This is a genomic window from Olsenella profusa (assembly GCF_016900315.1).
Taxonomy (GTDB): Bacteria; Actinomycetota; Coriobacteriia; order Coriobacteriales; family Atopobiaceae; genus Thermophilibacter; species Thermophilibacter profusus_A.
Genome location: NZ_JACSNQ010000016.1, coordinates 1 through 18,970, shown reverse-complemented (window position 1 = coordinate 18,970; position 18,970 = coordinate 1). Strand labels below are relative to the sequence as shown.

At 70.6% G+C, this 18,970-nt stretch carries 15 protein-coding genes; 13 read left to right on the top strand and 2 right to left on the bottom strand.

Going from position 1 to position 18,970, the window contains the following annotated elements:
- The first annotated feature begins 216 nt into the window (after nt 1-216).
- The 6 genes from H9X80_RS09380 (at nt 217) to H9X80_RS07310 (ending at nt 5,177) form a co-directional block, all read left to right on the top strand.
- Nucleotides 217-930: a response regulator gene (locus H9X80_RS09380; RefSeq protein WP_204793697.1), complete on the top strand. Its 714-nt coding sequence runs from the start codon at nt 217-219 to the stop codon at nt 928-930.
- A 216-nt stretch (nt 931-1,146) separates the two neighbouring features.
- Nucleotides 1,147-2,121 (top strand): ATP-binding cassette domain-containing protein, encoded by a 975-nt coding sequence (locus H9X80_RS07330; RefSeq protein ID WP_204793696.1) that lies wholly within the window; start codon nt 1,147-1,149, stop codon nt 2,119-2,121.
- Nucleotides 2,121-2,918: a hypothetical protein gene (locus H9X80_RS07325; protein WP_204793695.1), complete on the top strand. Its 798-nt coding sequence runs from the start codon at nt 2,121-2,123 to the stop codon at nt 2,916-2,918. The genes H9X80_RS07330 and H9X80_RS07325 overlap by 1 nt, the downstream gene beginning before the upstream one ends.
- The gene (locus tag H9X80_RS07320; protein WP_204793694.1) at nt 2,915-3,745 is read left to right on the top strand and encodes a hypothetical protein; all 831 of its coding nucleotides are present in this window, start codon (nt 2,915-2,917) and stop codon (nt 3,743-3,745) included. Before H9X80_RS07325 ends, H9X80_RS07320 begins: the two co-directional genes overlap by 4 nt.
- Complete coding sequence (locus H9X80_RS07315; RefSeq protein WP_239471795.1) at nt 3,742-4,827, top strand: sensor histidine kinase; 1,086 nt, start codon at nt 3,742-3,744, stop codon at nt 4,825-4,827. The genes H9X80_RS07320 and H9X80_RS07315 overlap by 4 nt, the downstream gene beginning before the upstream one ends.
- A 29-nt stretch (nt 4,828-4,856) precedes the next feature.
- Entirely contained in the window at nt 4,857-5,177 is a 321-nt protein-coding gene (locus H9X80_RS07310) for a YbjQ family protein (protein ID WP_204793693.1), read from the top strand.
- On the opposite strand, the gene H9X80_RS07305 is transcribed toward H9X80_RS07310, so the two are convergent.
- A complete protein-coding gene (locus H9X80_RS07305; protein WP_204793692.1) occupies nt 5,155-6,585 on the bottom strand; it encodes an FtsX-like permease family protein in 1,431 nt (476 codons plus the stop codon). The genes H9X80_RS07310 and H9X80_RS07305 overlap by 23 nt on opposite strands.
- Before the next feature lie 199 nt (nt 6,586-6,784).
- Here H9X80_RS07305 and H9X80_RS07300 point away from each other — a divergent pair, with 199 nt between their 5' ends.
- From H9X80_RS07300 to H9X80_RS07290, 3 genes are all read left to right on the top strand, one after another.
- Complete coding sequence (locus tag H9X80_RS07300) at nt 6,785-7,960, top strand: amidohydrolase (protein WP_204793691.1); 1,176 nt, start codon at nt 6,785-6,787, stop codon at nt 7,958-7,960.
- Between the two features lie 22 nt (nt 7,961-7,982).
- Nucleotides 7,983-8,648, top strand: a complete 666-nt coding sequence (locus H9X80_RS07295) for a M48 family metallopeptidase (RefSeq protein WP_204793690.1) — start codon at nt 7,983-7,985, stop codon at nt 8,646-8,648.
- Nucleotides 8,649-8,952: 304 nt separating this feature from the next.
- Complete coding sequence (locus tag H9X80_RS07290) at nt 8,953-10,380, top strand: TrpB-like pyridoxal phosphate-dependent enzyme (protein WP_204793689.1); 1,428 nt, start codon at nt 8,953-8,955, stop codon at nt 10,378-10,380.
- Nucleotides 10,381-10,641: 261 nt separating this feature from the next.
- Here the strand turns inward: H9X80_RS07290 and H9X80_RS07285 are convergent, their stop codons facing one another.
- Complete coding sequence (locus tag H9X80_RS07285; protein ID WP_204793688.1) at nt 10,642-12,453, bottom strand: carbon starvation CstA family protein; 1,812 nt, start codon at nt 12,451-12,453, stop codon at nt 10,642-10,644.
- Between the two features lie 269 nt (nt 12,454-12,722).
- Between H9X80_RS07285 and H9X80_RS07280 the strand changes: the two genes are divergently transcribed.
- The 4 genes from H9X80_RS07280 (at nt 12,723) to H9X80_RS07265 (ending at nt 18,921) form a co-directional block, all read left to right on the top strand.
- Complete coding sequence (locus H9X80_RS07280; protein WP_204793687.1) at nt 12,723-13,412, top strand: response regulator transcription factor; 690 nt, start codon at nt 12,723-12,725, stop codon at nt 13,410-13,412.
- Between the two features lie 15 nt (nt 13,413-13,427).
- Nucleotides 13,428-14,480, top strand: coding sequence for an ATP-binding protein (locus H9X80_RS07275; protein ID WP_204793686.1), 1,053 nt, complete (start codon nt 13,428-13,430; stop codon nt 14,478-14,480).
- 638 nt (nt 14,481-15,118) lie between these two features.
- On the top strand, nt 15,119-15,799 hold the full coding sequence (locus tag H9X80_RS07270) for an ABC transporter ATP-binding protein (RefSeq protein ID WP_204793685.1): 681 nt from the start codon (nt 15,119-15,121) through the stop codon (nt 15,797-15,799).
- Nucleotides 15,800-15,804: 5 nt separating this feature from the next.
- Nucleotides 15,805-18,921 carry an ABC transporter permease gene (locus tag H9X80_RS07265; RefSeq protein ID WP_204793684.1) on the top strand — a complete coding sequence of 1,039 codons (3,117 nt, stop codon included), beginning with the start codon at nt 15,805-15,807 and terminating at the stop codon, nt 18,919-18,921.
- The last annotated feature ends 49 nt before the right edge of the window (nt 18,922-18,970 follow it).

Genomic DNA, 18,970 nt, shown 5'->3' with positions numbered 1-18,970 from the left:
AAAAATGCGTCACACTTACCGCATAATTGCAAATCAGCTTGCCGCGCCTGCGGCGGGCGGCGCTAGGCGGCGCTGCGCAGGTGCCGGCCATGAAGCCAGCTTGCCGCGCCTGCGGCGGGCGGCGCGGCAGACGGCCGCGACGTGCCGGCGGCGACGCATGGCCCGCAGCACGGAGCCGGCAGCACTGAGCCACATGAGGACAGCAGAGGGGGCAGGGTGGCAGACATACTCGTCATCGAGGACGACGCCGCGATCAACGACGTGGTCGCAACGGCGCTCGGCCGCGCAGGGCACCGCGTCACGCAGGCGTTCTCCGGCTCGGAGGCCCGCCTGCTCCTGGAGGGCGCGGGCGGGCGGGCCGCGTTCGACGTGGTCGTCTGCGACCTCATGCTGCCCGGCGTCACCGGCGAGGAGCTCGTCGGCCTCATCCGCTCGCGCGACGCGACGACGCCCGTCGTGGTCATCTCGGCGCGCACGACGCCCGCCGACCGCGTGGAGCTGCTGCGCCTCGGCGCCGACGACTACCTCACCAAGCCCTTCGACCTCGACGAGCTCGTCGTCCGCGTGGAGGTCCAGCTTCGTCACCGCGGCGTCTCGCCGACGGCTGGCAGGCACGACACCCTGCGTTGGCGGCGCTGGGCGCTCGACCCCGAGGCCCGCACGCTCGAGGTCTCCCCCGGCGAGAACGGGGAGCCGGGCGGCACCGTGGCGCTCACGCGCATAGAGTTCAACATCCTCGAGCTCCTCGTGCGCCGCCCCAACAAGGTCTTCAGCAAGGCGGAGCTCTTCGAGCTCGCCTGGGGCGAGCCCTTTGCCGGTGACGACTCCACCGTCGCCGTCCACGTCTCCAACATCCGCGCCAAGCTGCGCGCCTCCGGCACCGACGACTACGTCAGAACCGTCTGGGGCATGGGCTTCAAGCTCGCGTGAGACATTGGGGACAGGTTCGTTTGTCTCATTGCCCAGATGAGACACTGGGGGACAGGTTCGTTTGTCTCATTGCCCATAAGCCAGCACTGCGGGCACATCGAATGAGACAAACGAACCTGTCCCCAATGTCTCAACCTCAAACTTTCTTAAGACTTGGCTCACGGTTTCTGAAGGGTGACGCGCCACGATGGAGTCACCCCCAGGAAAGGAGCGATCGTGAACGTCATAGAGACGCACGGCCTCACCAAGCGCTACCGGCGCAAGCTGGCCGTGGACAACCTTAACATGACCGTGGCCGCCGGCGAGATCTACGGCTTCGTCGGCAAGAACGGCTCGGGCAAGTCGACAACGATGAAGATGGTCGCCGGGCTCGCACGGCCCACCGCCGGCGAGGTCACCCTCTTCGGCGACCCGACGGGCGGCGGGGCCACCCCGCAGGGCTTCTCGCGCATCGGTGCCCTCATCGAGAGCCCGGGGCTGCTCGCGAGCCTCTCCGCGCGCGACAACCTCGTGACCAAGGCGCTCGCCCTTGGCATGACGCACGCCGGCGCGGTCGCCGACGACCTGCTCGCCCTCGTGGGCCTCGACCCGCTCGACCGCCGCCGCGTGAAGGCCTACTCGCTCGGCATGCGCCAGCGCCTCGGCCTTGCCCTCGCGCTCGTGGGCAGCCCCGACCTGCTGCTCCTTGACGAGCCGTTCAACGGCCTGGACCCCGAGGCCACCCGCGCCATGCGCCTCGCGCTCACGCGCCTCAACCACGAGCACGGCGTCACGATCATGATCTCCTCCCACGTGCTCGACCAGCTCGACCGCGTGGCCACCCGCTTTGGCGTCATCTCCGCGGGGCGGCTCGTCACCGAGTTCACCGACGAGGAGCTCCACGAGCGCTGCGGCAGCTCCGTGCGCCTGCGCACCGCCTCCCCCGAGCGCGCGCTCGCCCTGCTCGAACAGGCGCTGCCGGCAGCGACCTTCCGCGCCGAGCCGGACGGGGCACTCGTGGTGACGGGCGCCTCGCTCGACGAGGTCAGCTCGGCGTGCTTCTCGGCTGGCGTCGAGGTCCGCGAGCTCTCCCAGCAGGAACGCGACATCGAGGAGTACTTCGTCGAGCTCATGGGCACTGGCAAGAAGGACGTCGAGAAGGACGCGCGCGCAGGCGCCCCGCGTGGCCCGAGGGATGGTGACGAGCGATGATGGCCCTGCTGCGCTCGGACGCCTACCGCGTCGCACGGTCGCACTGGGCCTGGTTCGTCGTCGCTCTCGTGGCGTTCCTGACGTTCGCGCCGGTGCTGCTCATGCGCTGGACCCACCTGGGGCCCGTCGCCTTCGATCGCCTCACGGGGTCGGCGCTCAGCCTCGGCGGGGTGGAGAGCCTCGTCTCCATCATGATGGCCCTCGTGGTCTGCGACCGCGCCGACCTCGGCTTTGGCCGCACGCTCCTCTCGTCCCTGAGCCACCGCGCCCGCATCACGTGGCACGTCGAGAAGTGCGTGTTCGCGGTTCTTCTCGCCGGCGCGACGCTGCTTCTGGCCCTTGTGTTCGGCCTCGTTGCCCTGCCGCTCTCCGGCGTGCCCGTCCTCAACCCCGAGCCCGCCTGGCAGGTGGCGGCCTGGCTCGGCTGCGAGTGGCTCGTCTGCTGCGTCTACGCCGTGCTCACCGTGCTCGTGGGGCACCTCACCCGCAGCGAGGTCGTGACCGTGGGCTTTGCGGTCCTCGCGCCCACGGGCATCATCGAGGGTGGCCTGCTCGTGGGGATAGACGCGCTCTGGGCGCTTGCCGGCGGGAGCTTCCTCGAGGTTGCCGCGGTCGTCGCCCCGTGGCTGCCGTCGCAGGTCGTGGGCGCCATAGCCGAGGGCGCCGCCACGTTGCTCTCGGCGGACAACGCCGTCGGCGTGGCGCCGGCCGTCCGCGCACTCGTTGTCTGTCTGCCGCTCACCGTGGCCGCCGGCGCCGCCGACGCGCTCATCGCCTCGAGAAGGGACGTCGCATGAGCACCTTCGTCAACCTCCTGCGCGCCGACCTCTGGCGCTGCGCGCGCTCGCGCTGGCCGTGGGTCGTGCTCGCGCTGGTGGCGCTTGCCACCCTCGGAACCGCCGTCCTCACGATCTGGCTGCCGCTCGAGCCGGGCCTCGTCTACGACGGGATCACCGGACGCGCGGGGGCGCTGCGCCTCGACGGGCGCGGCTGCTCGATCCAGCTTGCCACCATGGTCGCGCCGTTTCTGGCCGCCTACCTCTCGACCGCCGACTCCGACTGCGGCTACGACCGCACACTGCTCGCCTCGCTGTGCGGGCGCGTCCCCTACCTCGTCGAGAAGTACGTCCTCGTGGCAGTCTTCTCCTTCGCGGTCCTTCTCGCCTACCTCCTGTTCAGCGGCGTCGGCGTCCTCGTGACCGCGCGGCCTGTGGCAAATGTGGAGCCTCTCTGGCAGGTCGCGGCCTGGGCGGGGGCGGCATGGCTCGTCGGCTGCGCGTACGCGCTCGTCACGCTACTCGTGGGACAGCTCTTCCGCAGCCGCGCACTCGCGTTCGTCGCCGCCCTCGGCCTCGGGAGCGCCCTGGCGGAGCAGGCGCTCTTCTCGGGGCTGCTGCTCGTGAGCGACGCGCTCGGCCTGGGCTGGGAGGGCGCGATCGAGGCGGCGCTCGCCTGGGCGCCCGTCTCCTCGCTCAGCGTGATCATACAGGGCGCCGAGGCTCTTCTCGCCGTTGACGCAGCCGGCCTGTCCCCGGCCGTGCACACGCTCGCCGTCTGCGTGCCGCTCTGCCTTGCGTGCGCCGCACTCGGCACCCTCGTCGGAGCAAGGCGTGACGTCGCATGAGCGTCGACGCGCTCCTCGAGCCGCTTTACCGCTGGCTGCGGTCCGTGGCCCAGTGGCTGATCGCAAGCCCTACCATGGAGACGTGGGTCGACCTCTTGGAAGGGTATTGCATGGCCGAGGGAATCGTGCTTGCGGCACTGCTCGTCGTGGGACTGGGGCTCGGGGCGCTCGCTGTTGTTGCGTGCTACTCGAGCGAGCTCGGGAGGCAGGCGCGCTTCCTCGCGCGCCGTGAGCGTGCGAGCAACGCGCGGCTCACCTGCGCGAGCCGCCTCCCGGGCATGGTCGCGCTCGTGGACGCCGTGAACGCCGAGCTCGACGCGGCCGACGCCGAGCGCGTACGCGCCCTGCGCGCCTCAGACGAGTTCGCCCGCGGGCTCTCCGCGCTCAGCCACGACGTGCGCACCCCGCTCACCGGCGCCCGCGGCTACCTCCAGCTCGCTCGGGAGGAGACGGACCCGGCGCGCAAGGACGCCCAGCTCGCGGCCGCCGACGCACGGCTCGCCGCGATGTCGGGGCTCCTCGACGAGCTCTTCTCCTACGCCCGCGCGGCAGACCCGGACACCCCGCTCGAGCTTGCCGACGTGGCGCTGAGGCCGCTTCTGGAGCAGGTTCTTCTCGGCCACTTCCCCGAGTTCGAGGCGCGGGGCTGGGAGCCCGCGCTCAGCGTGGGGGCGGACGCCGAGACCGTCCTTGCCGACGCGGAGGCACTCGGGCGCATCACGGAGAACCTCGTGGTCAACGCGCTGCGCCACGGCTCGGGGGCCCTTGCGGTGACGGCGCGCGCGGACGGCGCCGGGAGCGTGTCCGTGGACTTTGCGAACCCCGTCGCCGACGCGGGCGCGCTTGACGTGGACCGTATGTTCGAGCGCTTCTACCAGGCGGACGCCTCGCGCGCCACGGAGGGCTCGGGCCTCGGGCTCGCGGTGGCGGCCCAGCTTGCCGCCGCCCAGGGGATGGGGCTCTCCGTGCGCCTCGACGGCCCCACCCTCGTCGTCACCCTGGAAATGATACGAGGGGACAGTCCCTTCGCATCATCCGTTTTGCCAGAGGGCCCCGCCGGCTCAGGGGAACGGTCCCTCTGACACAAGCCCAACGTAAGGAAGGAGCACCGATGATCGTCACCACCACCAACTCCGTCGAGGGCCACCAGATTAGCGAGTACCTCGGCATCGTCACCGGGGAGGCCGTGAGCGGCATCAACATGTTCAAGGACATCGGCGCCGGGCTGCGCAACGTCTTCGGCGGCCGCTCCGCCGGCTACGAGGAGGAGCTCCAGCGCGCCCGCGAGGAGGTGCTCGCGGAGATGGCCCAGCGCGCCGCGGCCCTTGGCGCCGACGCCGTGGTGGGCGCCTCCCTTGGCTACGAGACCTTTGAGGGAATGATCATGACCTGCTGCTCGGGCACGGCAGTTAGGCTGGCGCGCCGGGCGTAGGCGCGCCGGGCGGCGTGGCCCGCCCGCCCGCGAGAGAGCCCTCCGCACGCAGGCCGCTTCCCCTCACCACCAGCAGGTAGCAGACGCCCAGCAGCGCGAGCGTGGCCGCAAGCGAGGCCACCGCAAGCGCGCAGAACACCTCGTCGGGCACGCCGCGCGCGAGCTGGCGCACCAGCGTGAGCCCCGCGAGGTCGTGCGCCGCCGCCAGCAGGGCCGGCAGCGCAAAGGCCGCCCCCACCTGCACCCGGACCGACCTGCGCACCTCGCGCGGGTCCGCGCCCAGCTCGAGGAGGGTCTCGTAGGCGCGCCGGGCGTCCGCCTCCTGGCTCAGCTGCCGCAGCGCGAGCACCGCCGCGGCCGCCACGAGAAACGCCTCCCCGTAGAAGATGCCCACGTAGCCGATCGGCGCGAGGCTCGCCTCCGCAAGCGCCTCCGACGCGGCACCGCCCGCCACGCGCTGGCCCACGGAGAAGGCGAGCCCCGCGCAGATCATGCACACCGCGCACGTCATGAGCACGCACGCGCACGACAGCACCTGGCAGCTCGACGAAACGCGCCCCTCGAGCTGCCGCAGTGTGAAGGCGCGCAGCCCCTCCCAGTAGCTTGCCCGGCGCCGCGCGAGCGCCGGGACGCGCGCCGCCACAACACGGAACACGAGCGAGGTAGCCACGTAGGCGGCCCACCCCATCGGCAGAATCGCCAGCACGAAGAGCCCCGGCTGCACCACGCACGAGCCCCACACCACAGCCAGGAGCGCCACGGCAAGCGCCGCCTGCGCACGCGTGGCGCCGCGGCCCACAAGGAGCAGCCGCTCCGGCGCGCGGTCGCGCCCCATGAGCTCCACGAGCGGCCGGCGACATACGTCCACGATGGACAAGACGACGGCCACGCCCACGATGACGGCAAACCAGCCGCAGGTGGCAAGGGCCGCCCCCGGCGAGAAGGACCACGCGAGCCGCCACGGCACCCCAAAGACGAAGGCCGCCACCGCCCCGAAGGCAGGGCTCGCCGCCACGCCGAGCGCAAGGCCCGCCGCGAGCCCGCCCACGCCCGCGAGCAGCCCCTCCGTGGCAAGCACGACGGTCAGCACGGGCGTGCGCATGCCGAGCAGCGCGTAGAGGCCGAACTCCCGCGACCGCCGCCGCACGATGAAGCGGCTCGCGTACGCCACGAGCACGGCAAAGACCAGCACCACGAAGACCGAGAACGCCCCGGCGACGTCGCGCGCCTTGGCGAGCACGGCAAGCTGGTCGGCGGTGAGCGGCAGTGCCGTCAGGTAGTCGCCCGAGGCGTTGAACGCGTAGAGCAGGCAGGTGGAGAACGCCAGCGTGACCAGGTAGACCGCATAGTCGCGCGCGCAGCGGCTCACGTTGCCGAGCGCAAGGCGAAAGACAAGCGGCACGTGCATGTAAGGCCCCCTTCCGTAAGGCCCCGGACGCCCGGGGCGCCAAGAAGAACACAGAAATCGTCGCGCGTCGCCGGGCGCGGTGCCATCGGAGGTCCTTATCGCCAGCTAAGGATTTCGCAAGTGAGACAAAGGGACTGCCCCTTCGTATCATCGGGCTACACTGGTGCCGGTTCGCACATGCCAAGCCAGGGAGGAGCCCATGAAGCGCACCCAGTCCGCACCCGTCCTCGTCCGCGGCGGTCTCGTCCACGACGCCGTCCACCGCAAGCCCTACGTCGCCGACGTCCTGCTTGCCGACGGCAAGATCGCCGCCATCGGGGAGGGCCTCGACGCCCCCGAGGGCGGCGAGGTCGTCGACGCGGCCGGCCTGGAGGTCTACCCTGGCTTCGTGGACGCCCACACCCACATCGGCCTGGACGGCTCCGGCATCGGCTACGAGGGGCGCGACTACAACGAGATGAACGACATCTGCAGCCCCCAGCTGCGCGGCATCGACGGCGTGAACCCCCGCGACCCGAGCTTTGCGGCGGCGCGCACGGCGGGCGTGACCTGCGTGTGCACCGGACCGGGCAGCGCCAACGTGCTCGGCGGCACCTTCGTGGCGCTCAAGACCGTCGGCGAGCGCGTGGACGACATGGTGGTCAGGGACCCCGTGGCCATGAAGTGCGCCTTCGGCGAGAACCCCAAGCGCGTCTACCGCGAGAAGTGCGACTCAACGCGCATGTCCACCGCGGCCATCCTGCGCGGCGCGCTCGCCGCGGCCCGCGACTACGGTGAGCGCAAGCGCGCCGCCGCGGGCGACGCCTCCAAGCTGCCGGCCTACAACCAGAAGTGGGAGGCCCTGCTGCCGGTGCTCGACGGGACCATCCCGCTCAAGGCCCACGCCCACCAGGCCAACGACATCTTCACCGCGCTGCGCATCGCCCACGAGTTCGGCGTGCGCATCACGCTCGAGCACGTCACCGAAGGACACCTGATCGCCGACGAGCTCGCCGCCGAGGAGGGCGTCCCCATGGCCGTGGGTCCCACGCTCACCCACGCGAGCAAGTTCGAGCTGCAGAACAAGAGCTGGTCCACCCCCGGCGTGCTCGACCGCGCGGGCTGCCACGTCTCCATCATCACCGACAACTCCGTCATCCCCCAGCAGTACCTGCCCCTGTGCGCGGGCATGGCCGTGAAGGCCGGCATGGACCCGTTCTCCGCGCTGCGCGCGATCACGATCAACCCGGCCGAGCACATCGGCGTGGCCGAGCGCGTGGGCTCGCTCGAAGTGGGCAAGGACGCCGACCTCGTGATCTGCGACGGAAGCCCCTTCGAGGTCATGACCGAGGTGCGCGCCGTGTTCATCGACGGCGTGCGCGTGGCCGAGGCGTAGGCTCCCCCGAGACGTGCGGTCGATGGGGCGAGAAGAACGTGCGGCGCGCGGCGGCCGGCCGCTCGGGACCCTCCTTGCCGGCGGGCCCGACGGCGTGCCCGTCGAGGCGGAGCGCAAGCACGTGCGCCGCCTCAACCTGCGCGTGCGCGCGGACGGCTCGGCACACCTCTCCGTGCCGCTTCGCTGTCCGCTCGACGAGGCGCAGCGCTTCCTGGACGCGCACGAGGCCTGGCTGCGCGAGCGCGTAGGCCGGCGGGCGGCGGCAACGGACCCGGCGCCGGACGGCCGCGTGCCGCTCTGGGGCAGCCTCGTGGAGCTCCCCGCCGGCGCCGCCCCCGACGAGCTCTACCGCCGCGAGCTCGCCGCCCGCCTCCCCGAGGTCGCGGCCCGCATGGAGGCCGCGCTCGGCGTGCACGCGAGTGCCTGGCAGCTGCGGGCCATGTCCTCCCGCTGGGGGTCGTGCACCCCGGCCACCGGGCACATCCGCGTGAACGTGCGCCTGGCCGCCTACCCGCCCACCTGTCTCGACTACGTGGTCGCCCACGAGCTCACGCACCTCCGGGAGCCGAGCCACAACGCGCGCTTCCACGTTCTTCTCGCCGGCGCCTACCCTGACGAGCGCGGGGCGCGCGCCCTCCTGCGAGCGGACCCCAAATCGCTGGCAAGCGGTTCTTTAGCAGATTCGTAACATGCCGGAAACGTTTCCCCGGTAGAGTGCAGCGCAACCAGTCCAGAAGGAGGCAGTTGTCCCATGACCTACAGCCCGCGCATCGCAGCCCTCAGCGCCTCGGCGCTTGCCGGCGCTCGCGCGTGGTGGTGGACAAGGACGACCCTCATCCCGGACTGACCAGGCCACCTACGTGCACACATCGGGCCCTCGGACTCAGTTCCGGGGGCCCTTTTCTTGTGCCGCGCAGGCGGCGGGCGCGGGACCCGGCCACTCCCCCGCCCAGACACGGACCGTCCGCTCTCCGCCCACGAAAGGAAAAGCCATGAGCGACGTTCAGACCACCACGCACGCCACCGAGCCCTACCGCCTCTACCTCAACGAGGACCAGATCCCCAAGCGTTGGTACAACCTGCGCGCCGACATGCCCGAGAAGCCCGACCCCATCCGCCTGCCCAACGGGGCCGTGGCCACGCATGCGGACCTCGCGCCGGTCTTTGCCGACAAGCTTGTCGACCAGGAGCTCGACGACGAGACGCCGTACTTCGACATCCCGGCGGGGGTGCTCGAGATGTACAAGGTCTACCGGCCGAGCCCGCTCTGCCGCGCGTACAACCTCGAGCGCGCGCTGGGCACGCCCGCCAAGATCTTCTACAAGTTCGAGGGCAACAACACGAGCGGCTCACACAAGCTGAACTCGGCGCTCGCGCAGGCCTACTACGCCCACGAGCAGGGGCTCTCCACGATCACCACCGAGACGGGCGCGGGCCAGTGGGGCACCGCGCTCGCCGAGGCGGCCGCCCACTACCACCTCGACCTCGACGTCTTCATGGTCCGCTGCTCCTACGAGCAGAAGCCGTTCCGCCGCAACATCATGGAGACCTTCGGCGCCAACGTGACGCCCTCGCCGAGCGACTCCACCGAGGTCGGCCGGCGCATGCTCGCCGAGCACCCCGAGGACGCGTCCGGGTCCCTCGGCACCGCGATCTCGGAGGCCGTGGAGCGCGCGCTGCACGTGCCGGAGAACCGCGGCCGCTACCAGCTGGGCAGCGTCCTCAACCAGGTGGTCCTGCACCAGTCGATCATCGGGCTTGAGAGCTACGAGGCCCTGCGCGAGCTCGGCGAGTACCCGGACATCGTGATTGGCTGCGCGGGCGGCGGCTCCAACCTCGGCGGCCTCATCGCGCCTTTCATGCGCGACAAGCTTACCGGGGTGCACCCCGACACGCGCTTCATCGCCGTGGAGCCCGCGAGCTGCCCCTCGCTCACGCGCGGGCGCTACGCCTACGACTTCGCCGACACGGGCCAGACCTGCCCGCTCTGCAAGATGTACACCCTCGGCAACGGCTTCATCCCGAGCCCCGACCACGCGGGCGGCCTCCGCTACCACGGCATGAGCCCGATCGTCTCCAAGCTGCACCACGACGGCTACCTCGACGCCGAGGCCGTGCTGCAGACCGACGTCTTTGCGGCGGCAGAGCGCTTCGCCAAGCTCGAGACCATCCTGCCGGCGCCCGAGAGCGCACACGCGATCCTCGTGGCCATGCGCGAGGCCGAGAAGTGCCGCGAGACCGGCGAGGCCAAGACGATCCTCTTTGGCCTCACGGGCACCGGCTACTTCGACATGGTGGCCTACGACAAGTTCAACCGCGGCGAGATGGAGGACCACGTGCCCTCCGACGAGGAGCTCGAGCGCGGCTTTGCCACAATTCCCGCCGTGCCGGGGATCCAGGAGGCCGGCGGGCTGGCGTAGCGCGCGGGCGGCGCGACTCGGGTTGGGCCGCACCGTTTTCGGACGTTCTTCTCGCCAGGTTCGTCCGGAAACGGTGCGCCCGTCTGCCCACGCACCGTTTCTGGACACTTCCCGCTGATGAACCGTCCGGAAGCGGTGCGCGACCTCCGGGCCTGACCCGTCAAAGCCGGCGAGAAGAACCTCGAAAACCAAAGGGCCGCCGCACCCCACCTCGGGATGCGGCGGCCCTTCCAAGCCGATCAGACGAACGAGACCGCGAAGCTACTTGGCCTCGGTGCCGCAGTGCTCGCGGCCGAGCTCGGACCACTCGGGCTCCTCATCGGGGATGGAGCCGGACTGCTTGGTGAAGAGCTCGCGCAGGCAGTGGTAGGCCACGAAGATGCCCAGGATCACGATGAGAATCGCAAAGACGAGCTGCAGGCCGGAGGTGGCGATGACCGCCGCGCCGCCCGTCGCGAGCGCGTTCACGCAGCCGATGATGCTCTGCACCAGGGACGTGAAGGTGCACACCAGCAGGAACGCCACGGGCACGTAGAGCATCCAGCCCTTGCGGCCGGTGCACTTGCAGAACACGGCCAGCGCGATCATGGTCATGCCGCCGAGCAGCTGGTTGGAGGCGCCGAAGAGCGGCCAGATGTTGTTGTAGCCGCCAAAGGCGAGCGCGAAGCCCAGAAGCAGCGTCACCACGGTGGCGACCCAGGTGTTGGAGAAGAACTTGGCGGCGCCGGTGCTCTCGGACTCGACGTCCTCGGCGGCGTCGTCACCCTTGGCGAAGAACTCCTGGAAGGAGAGGCGGCCGATGCGCGCCACGGCGTCCACGGAGGTGAGCGCCAGCGCGGAGACGCACATGGTCATGAACACGGTGGCCAGCGTGGAGTCGACGCCAAAGGCGGTCATGCCGCGGGCGACGCCCTGCGAGAAGATCTGGAACGGGGTCGCGGCGACGCCGTTGTTGAGCGCGCCGGTGCCGGCGGTGTTGAGGTCGGAGAACATGATGGCGGCAAAGACGATGGCCAGCACGCCCACGAACGACTCGGCGACCATCGCGCCGTAGCCCACCGGCAGCATGTCCTTCTCGTTGGACACCTGCTTGGAGGAGGTGTTGGTGGAGACGAGGCTGTGGAAGCCGGAGAGCGCGCCGCACGCCACGGAGACGAACAGCAGCGGGAAGATGTAGCTGCCCTTGTCGGCCAGCGCGCCGATGTCGGCGACCATCGGGGCGGTCATCTGGGCCTGGCCGTTGGCGCCGAGCACGAAGACGCCCACCACGGCGCACACGATCATCACGATCATCATGATCGAGGTGAGGTAGTCGCGCGGCTGCTTGAGGGTCTGGATGGGCATGGCCGCGGCAAAGAGCAGGTAGATGGCGATGACGGCGAACCAGCCGTACTTGCTCAGGTAGAGCGGAAGCTGCATGCCCACGGCAAACATGAGCACGAAGAGCACCACGGCCAGGACCAGCTGCGGCAGGCCGGAGAGGCCGAAGCGGCGGCTCGCCCAGCCGAAGGCGATAGCCACGAAGGTGAACAGGATCGAGATCGTGCCCGCCGCGCCGCCGGCGTAGGACTTCGCCACGTCAACGGCACCGTCGGCGCCGAAGGTGGCCTGGAAGGTGCCGGCGACCATGTCCACGAAGGCAGCGATCACGATGATCGTGAAGAGCCAGCTGAAGATCAGGAAGAGCTTGCGGCCGGTGTGGCCGATGTACTTCTCGATGAGCTGGGCGAGCGACTTGCCGTTGTTCTTGACGGAGGCGTAGAGCGCGCCGAAGTCATGCACGGCGCCGAAGAAGATGCCGCCCACGAGCACCCACAGCAGCACCGGCAGCCAGCCGAACATCATTGCGGCGATGGTGCCCGTGACGGGGCCCGCGCCGCAGATGGAGCTGAACTGGTGGGAGAACGCGGTGAAGCACGAGGCCGGCGAGAAGTTCTTGCCGTCCTCCATGCGCCGCGCCGGGGTGATGGCGTCGGCGTCCACGCCCCAGCTCTTGGCCAGCCAGCGGCCGTAGAGCGCGTACCCGGCCACGAGCACCACGGCCGCGAAGAGCACGATGACGATTCCGTTCATGTCGATCCTTTCTTGCAGTCAGATGTTGACACGGTGACATAATGCGCCTCCTGGCTCCACGGCATCGCCACAGTTGCCATCCGATAACCGCGTGGAAACACGCCGTTTACCCCTTTGCCGAGAAGAACCGTCCGCTCGCCGAGTTCAACGGATATGCGGGGCTGGACGGGACAGCCGGCCGGTCCGGCCTGCGCGCCGCCGCGTGACGAAAGCGTCACGGCGGGCTCGGGCGGCGCCCCGTATACTCGTGGACAAGGAAAGGAGCGACCATGCCGACCATGCTGCGGATCCTACTCGCGGAGGACGACCCGCTCATCGTGGAGGGGCTCTCCGAGCTCCTGGCCAACGAGGGCTTCGTCGTGGACGCCTCCCCCACCCAGGCCGGCGCCGTCGAGCTGGCCTGCGCCCCGCACGCCGACTACGCGCTCGCCCTCGTGGACCTTACGCTGGCCGAGGGCAACGGCTTTGCCGTCTGCAACGCCATCAAGCACGCCACGCCCGAGGTCCCGGTGATCTTCCTCACTGCCGCCGACGACGAGCTCAACACCGTGACCGGGCTCGCCATGGGCGCGGACGACTACGTGGCCAAGCCCTTCCGCCCGCGCGAGCTCGTGGCGCGCGTGCGGGCCGCCATCCGCCGCGCCCGGCCGGAGCGCGCGGTGCTGCGCCTAGGGAGCGTGCAGATAGACCCGGACCGCGCCCACGTGGAGAAGGACGGCCGCGAGGTGGCGCTCTCCGCGCTCGAGTACCGGCTGCTCCTCCTCTTTGCCAAGAACCGCGGCCGTCTGGTCACGCGCGACATGATGCGCGAGGCCCTCTGGGACGACGCCGGCGCCTACGTGGAGGAGAACACGCTCTCCGTCTACATCAAGCGCCTCCGCGACAAGCTGGAGGACGACCCGGCCTCGCCCGCGCTCATCGTGACCGTGCGGGGCCTGGGCTACCGGGCGCAGGGCTAGGGGGCGAGGCGAGGCGTGCTCACGCGAAACCGCGAGGTCAGGCTGCAGCTCTTGGCGCTTCTCGCCGTGGGGGCCGCCGGGGCGCTGGCGTCCGGCCTTGCACTGGGGCCCGCCGCGGCGGCGGCCGTGGCGCTGACGGCGGCGGCGTGCGCGCTCGTGGCGCTGGCCTTCACCCGGGCGCGCTACCGGGCGCTCGCGCGGCTCGCGGCGCAGATCGACGACGTCCTGCACGGGGCGCGCGACGTGAGCTTCGAGCGCATGCGCGAGGGCGAGCTCGCGATCCTGGCCTCCGAGCTCGACAAGATGCGCAGCCGCCTGACGCTTGCCAACGAGGACCTCGAGCGCGAGAAGAACGCGCTGGCGGACGCGCTGGCGGACATCTCGCACCAGCTCAAGACCCCGCTCACCTCCCTGGCGCTCATGACGGCGCTCGTGAGGCGCGAGCTTGCCGCCGAGGGAGGGCGCGACGGCCAGCTTGCGCGGCTGCGCACGATGGAGCGCCTCGAGGGACGCGTGGAGTGGCTCGTGGCCTCGCTGCTCAAGCTCGCGCGCATCGACGCGGGCGTGGTGAGCTTCGCGCGCGCCCGCGTGGACGCCGGCGAGCTCGTGGAGCGGGCCGCCGAGCCGCTGGCGGTGGCCTTCGACCTCGCGGACGTGACGCTCAAGCGGGACGTGGAGGCGGGCGCCGGCTTCGAGGGGGACCTCTCCTGGACGGCCGAGGCGCTGGAGAACGTACTCAAGAACTGCCTGGAGCACACCCCGGCCGGCGGGTGCGTGCGCGTGCGGGCGTGGCAGGACGCGCTCGCCTTCCGCGTGCGCGTGGAGGACACGGGCGGCGGCATCGCGCCCGAGGACCTGCCGCACGTCTTCGAGCGGTTCTACCGCGGCGGGGCGGCCGGAGCGACGGGGGCGGGTACGGCGGCGTCCGAGGTCGACCCGGGCGGCGTGGGAATCGGCCTGGCGCTCGCGCAGAGCCTCGTCACCGCGCAGGGCGGCCAGATCCGGGCGGGCAACGCCCCCGACGGCGGCGCGCGGTTCGACATCGCGTTCTTCAGCGCGGTGGTCTAGCGGCGGCTGAGAGCTCGGCTTGGCGCGTGGTTCTTCTCGGCGTACGGTGCTTCTCGCCGTGTGGTTCTTCTCGCCGGCTCGCGCAAAGTCACGCTTTCCGCCTCCCAAACGTGACTTTGCGCGAGTTGCCAGCTGTCGGCTCGCTGAAAATCACGCTTCCGGCGAGAAAAACGTGACTTCGAGAGAGTTGCCACGTATCGCCTCGCTGATTGTCACGCTTTTGGTGCGGAAGCGTGACAACGGACGAGTCGTCATTCGCCAGCTCGCTGGTTGTCACGCTTCCGGCAAGAAGAGCGTTACTTTGAGCGAGCTGCCACGTATCGCCTCGCTGGTTGTCACGATTTCGGCACAGAAAGCGTGACAACGGACGAGTCGTCATTCGCGAGCTTGCTGGAAGTCACACTTTTGGCACGGAAAACGTGACTTCGAGCGAGGTGCCAGCTGGCGGCTCGCTGGAAATCACGCTTCAGGCGCGAAAAGCGAGAAAAGCAAGAACGGCGAGAAGAACGTAACTTCGCGCGAGTTGCCGCCCAGCCGCCGCCCCGCCCGCCTGACAGATTCGTCACTCGCGTGTCACGTCCGCGCAGGGGCGCTCCCCCACCATAGAATCGAGAGAAGGCCCCGTTCAGGGAGGCACCATGGACATCCTGAGAATCGAGCACCTGACCAAGACCTACGGCGCGGGCGACACCGCCGTCCGCGCGCTCGACGACGTGAGCTTCACCGTGGCGGCCGGCGAGTTCCTGGCCATCATCGGCAGCTCCGGCTCCGGCAAGTCGACACTTTTGCACCTGATTGGCGGCGTGGACCGGCCGACCTCCGGCACCGTGTACCTCAACGGGGAGGACGTCTTCCAGCGCACCGACGAGCAGCTTGCGGTCTTCCGCCGCCGCGAGGTCGGCCTCGTGTATCAGTTCTACAACCTCGTACCGGTGCTCGACGTGGTGGAGAACATGTGCCTGCCCGTGCTCATGGACGGCCGCGCCGTCAACGAACGCCGGCTCACGGGCCTCATCCGCACGCTCGGCCTCACCGGTCGCGAGCACCACCTGCCCAACCAGCTCTCCGGCGGCCAGCAGCAGCGCGTGGCCATCGGGCGCGCCCTCATGAACGCGCCGGCCGTGGTGCTCGCCGACGAGCCCACCGGCAACCTCGACTCCAAAAACTCCGCCGACATCATGGCCCTCCTGCGCCGCTCCAACAAGGAGCTCGGTCAGACGCTCGTCGTAATCACGCACGACGAGGAGATCGCGCTCACGGCCGACCGCGTGATCGCGCTCGAGGACGGCCACGTGGCGTCCGACACGAGGGCGAGGTGAGCGGCATGGCCAGGCACTTCCACGACGAGAAGAACCCGCGCGGCGAGAAGGACCACGGGGTCCGGCGCGAGGGCCGCGGGCGCCACGCGCGCGGCGAGAAGGACCCGCGTGCCGGCACGGCCGGCGCCCCCGCAGCCGCCGTGCCCCGCGGCAACGTGTTCACCCGCTTCACGCTGCGCTCGCTCGCGGCCAACCGCGTGCGCACCACGGTCACGGTGGTGGGCGTGGCGCTCGCGTGCGGGCTGCTCACGGCCGTGCTCGCCAGCGTCACGAGCCTGCGCTCCGCGCTCGTCACTCAGAGGCAGGCGCAGGACGGCGTCTGGCAGGTGAGCTTTGACTACACAGACCCCAAGAAGCTCGACGAGCTACGCACGGCAGCCGGCGAGAAGCTCGACCGGCTGGCCACGTGGCGCGACCTCGGCGCCGCGGCACTCCCCGCCGACAGCGCAGCGGACAGCGGCGTCTTTCTCGGCGTGCTCACGCTGCCCCAAGAGCAGGACGGTACCGCGCACGCGGCGGGCGACGACGCCTACGATGTCGTGCGCACGCCCGAGGTGACCGAGGGCCGCCTGCCGGAGTCTCCCGGCGAGATCGCGCTGCCGGACTACCTGCGCGGGCGGACGCTCGGTCAGGACGCGGACTCGGCGCTGCCGGGCGTGGCGGCCGGCGCGAGCTCGGACGGCGATCTCGAGCTTGGGAGCACCGTCACACTCGCACTCGGGCGTCGGACGCTCGCGACGGGCGGAGTCGCCCTCCCCTCGGGATCCTACGTCTCCGGCGACCTCGAGTACGAGCAGGGCGAGGACGGCGTCTTCCGGGCGACCGTGAGCAACGCCTCGGAGTCCCTTGCCGACGTGGGCGCCCCGCGCACCCACACCGTGGTCGGCTTCGTCGAGATCACCTACAACCTGGGAGACGCCGCCCTGGTCTGCCCGGACGAGCCGGCGGCCACCGCCTCCGGCGACGAGATCAGCACCGCGTTCTTCTCGACCACCGGCTTCGCGAGCACCTCCGAGATCGCCGACATGCTCGCGGGCATCGGCGTGGACGGCTACCGCACCAACGACAGCCTGCTCATGTACCAGGGCCTCGACAACAGCCGCGCAATCTTCGACAGCCTCGGGCAGTTCGCGGCCGTGCTCGCCGCCGTGATCGTCGTGGCGGCCGTCTCGCTCATCTCCAACGCGTTCACGATCTCCATCTCGGAGCGCACGCGGCAGTTCGGCCTGCTGTCCTCGCTCGGCGCGAGTCGCCGCCAGCTCAGGCGCACCGTCTACACCGAGGCCGCCGTGCTCGGCGCGCTCGGCATACCCCTGGGGCTCGTGCTCGGCGTGGGCGGGGCCGCCGCGGTCTTTGCGCTCACGGCCGACGGCTGGAGCGCCATCGTGGGCGCGGGCGTCAGCGTGGGGCTCGCGCTGCGCGCGAGCGACCTCGTGCTCGCCGTCGTCCTCACGGCGCTCACGCTCCTGCTCAGCGCCTTCGTGCCCGCGGTGCGCGCGGGGCGCGTCTCTGCCGTAGACGCCATCCGCGGCGCGCGCGACGTACGCCCAAGCAGACGGCTTCGCCGCGTGTTCCGGCACCGCCGCGACGCGATGGACGATCTCTCCGCCGACGGGCGCCGCCCGCGCGGCCTGGCGGCACGGCTCGGCGGCATGCCCGCGTTTCTCGCCCGCCGCACGCTCGCCGTCTCGGCGAGCAAGAGCCGCGTGGCCGTGGTATCGCTCGCGGTATCGATCGCGCTGCTCGTGACCGCCGGGCTCGTCTCCGACTACCTCACCGGCGCCACGAGCTACCTCAACACCGGCGGCGCGGCGGACCTCGAGCTCTACGCGAGCCTCGCCTCCGGTACGAGTGCCGGGCGCGACCTCGCCGACCTGCGCGAGAACCCCCTCACCGACGAGCTGCAGGACGTGGTCGACGAGCTCTCGGGCGTGAGCGGCGTTGCGCGGGCCTACGGCACGTCTCAGGTGGGCGCAAGCGTCCGTCTTGACCCGGCATGCGTCAACTGGGACGGCATCGACGCCTTCGACGAGTCGATGCGCGGCTCGATGGGCGGCTTCGCGCTCGGGCGGGACGGCTGGGGCTCCGCGCTCGTCTGCCTCGTAGATGACGGGACCTGGGCCGCGCTCGCCGGGCGGCTGGGGTTCACCGGCGCGGAGGCCGACCCCGCAAGCCTCGCCTGCGTGGTCCTCAACCGGGCGAGCGTCACCACGTCGGGAAGCTACGGCAGCGTGGCGCCCCTCACGGGTGCGCCGGGTTCGCTCGAGCTACTCGCCCCACCTGCGGACCTCACCGACGACCAGTGGCTCGACTGGGACGCCGAGCGAGGCCTCGGCATCATCACGCTCGACCCCGAGACCGGCGATGAGGGCTTCAAGCCGGCGGAGGAGGCGGGGCTCGCCAGCCTGGAGGTGCCGGTGGCAGCCGCGACCGACGAGCTCGGCGACGACTTCCCCCTCGGTACGCGCGAGATGGGCGACACCAACCGCCTCGTGCTCGTGATGCCGCTCGCCGCGGTGCTGGCCTCAGACGACGCCTGCGCCGCCCTCACCGCAAACGGCTACACGCGCTACCTCGCGAGCTTCGCGGCGGATGCCGACGAGGAGGCGACGGTCGAGGCGGCCGAGGCCATCATCGACGCGCGGGACGACCTCGAGCTCGGTGGCAGCAACAACATCGCCGAGAGCACGCGCCAGGCACGCGCGATGGACTTCACCGTGCGCGTCTTCCTCTACTGCTTCGTCGCGATCACGATGGCGATCGCGGTGGCCAACGTCTTCAACACCATCGCGTCCGGCCTCATGCTGCGCACGCGCGAGTTCGCGGCGCTGCAGTCGGCCGGCATGGGGCGGCGGGCGTTTCGCCGCATGATCTTCCTCGAGTGCGCAGACTTCGCGGTGAAGGGCCTTTTGGGCGGCGTGGCGCTGGCTGCCGTGGTGAACGTTGGGCTCTTCTGGGCGCTGAGCTCGTCCTTCTCGACGCTCGTCCTCGACATGCCGTGGGGGCACGTGGCGCTCGCGTTTGCCGTGGTGGTTGCCGTGCTCGCCGCGAGCGCCGGATACGCGCTCCACAAGACGCATGCGCTCAACCTTGTGGAGGCCCTGCGCACCGAGGCATTGTGAGTCAAGGCCAGGGGCTCGTCCCTCGGGCACCCCTTGACCCGCCCCGGGC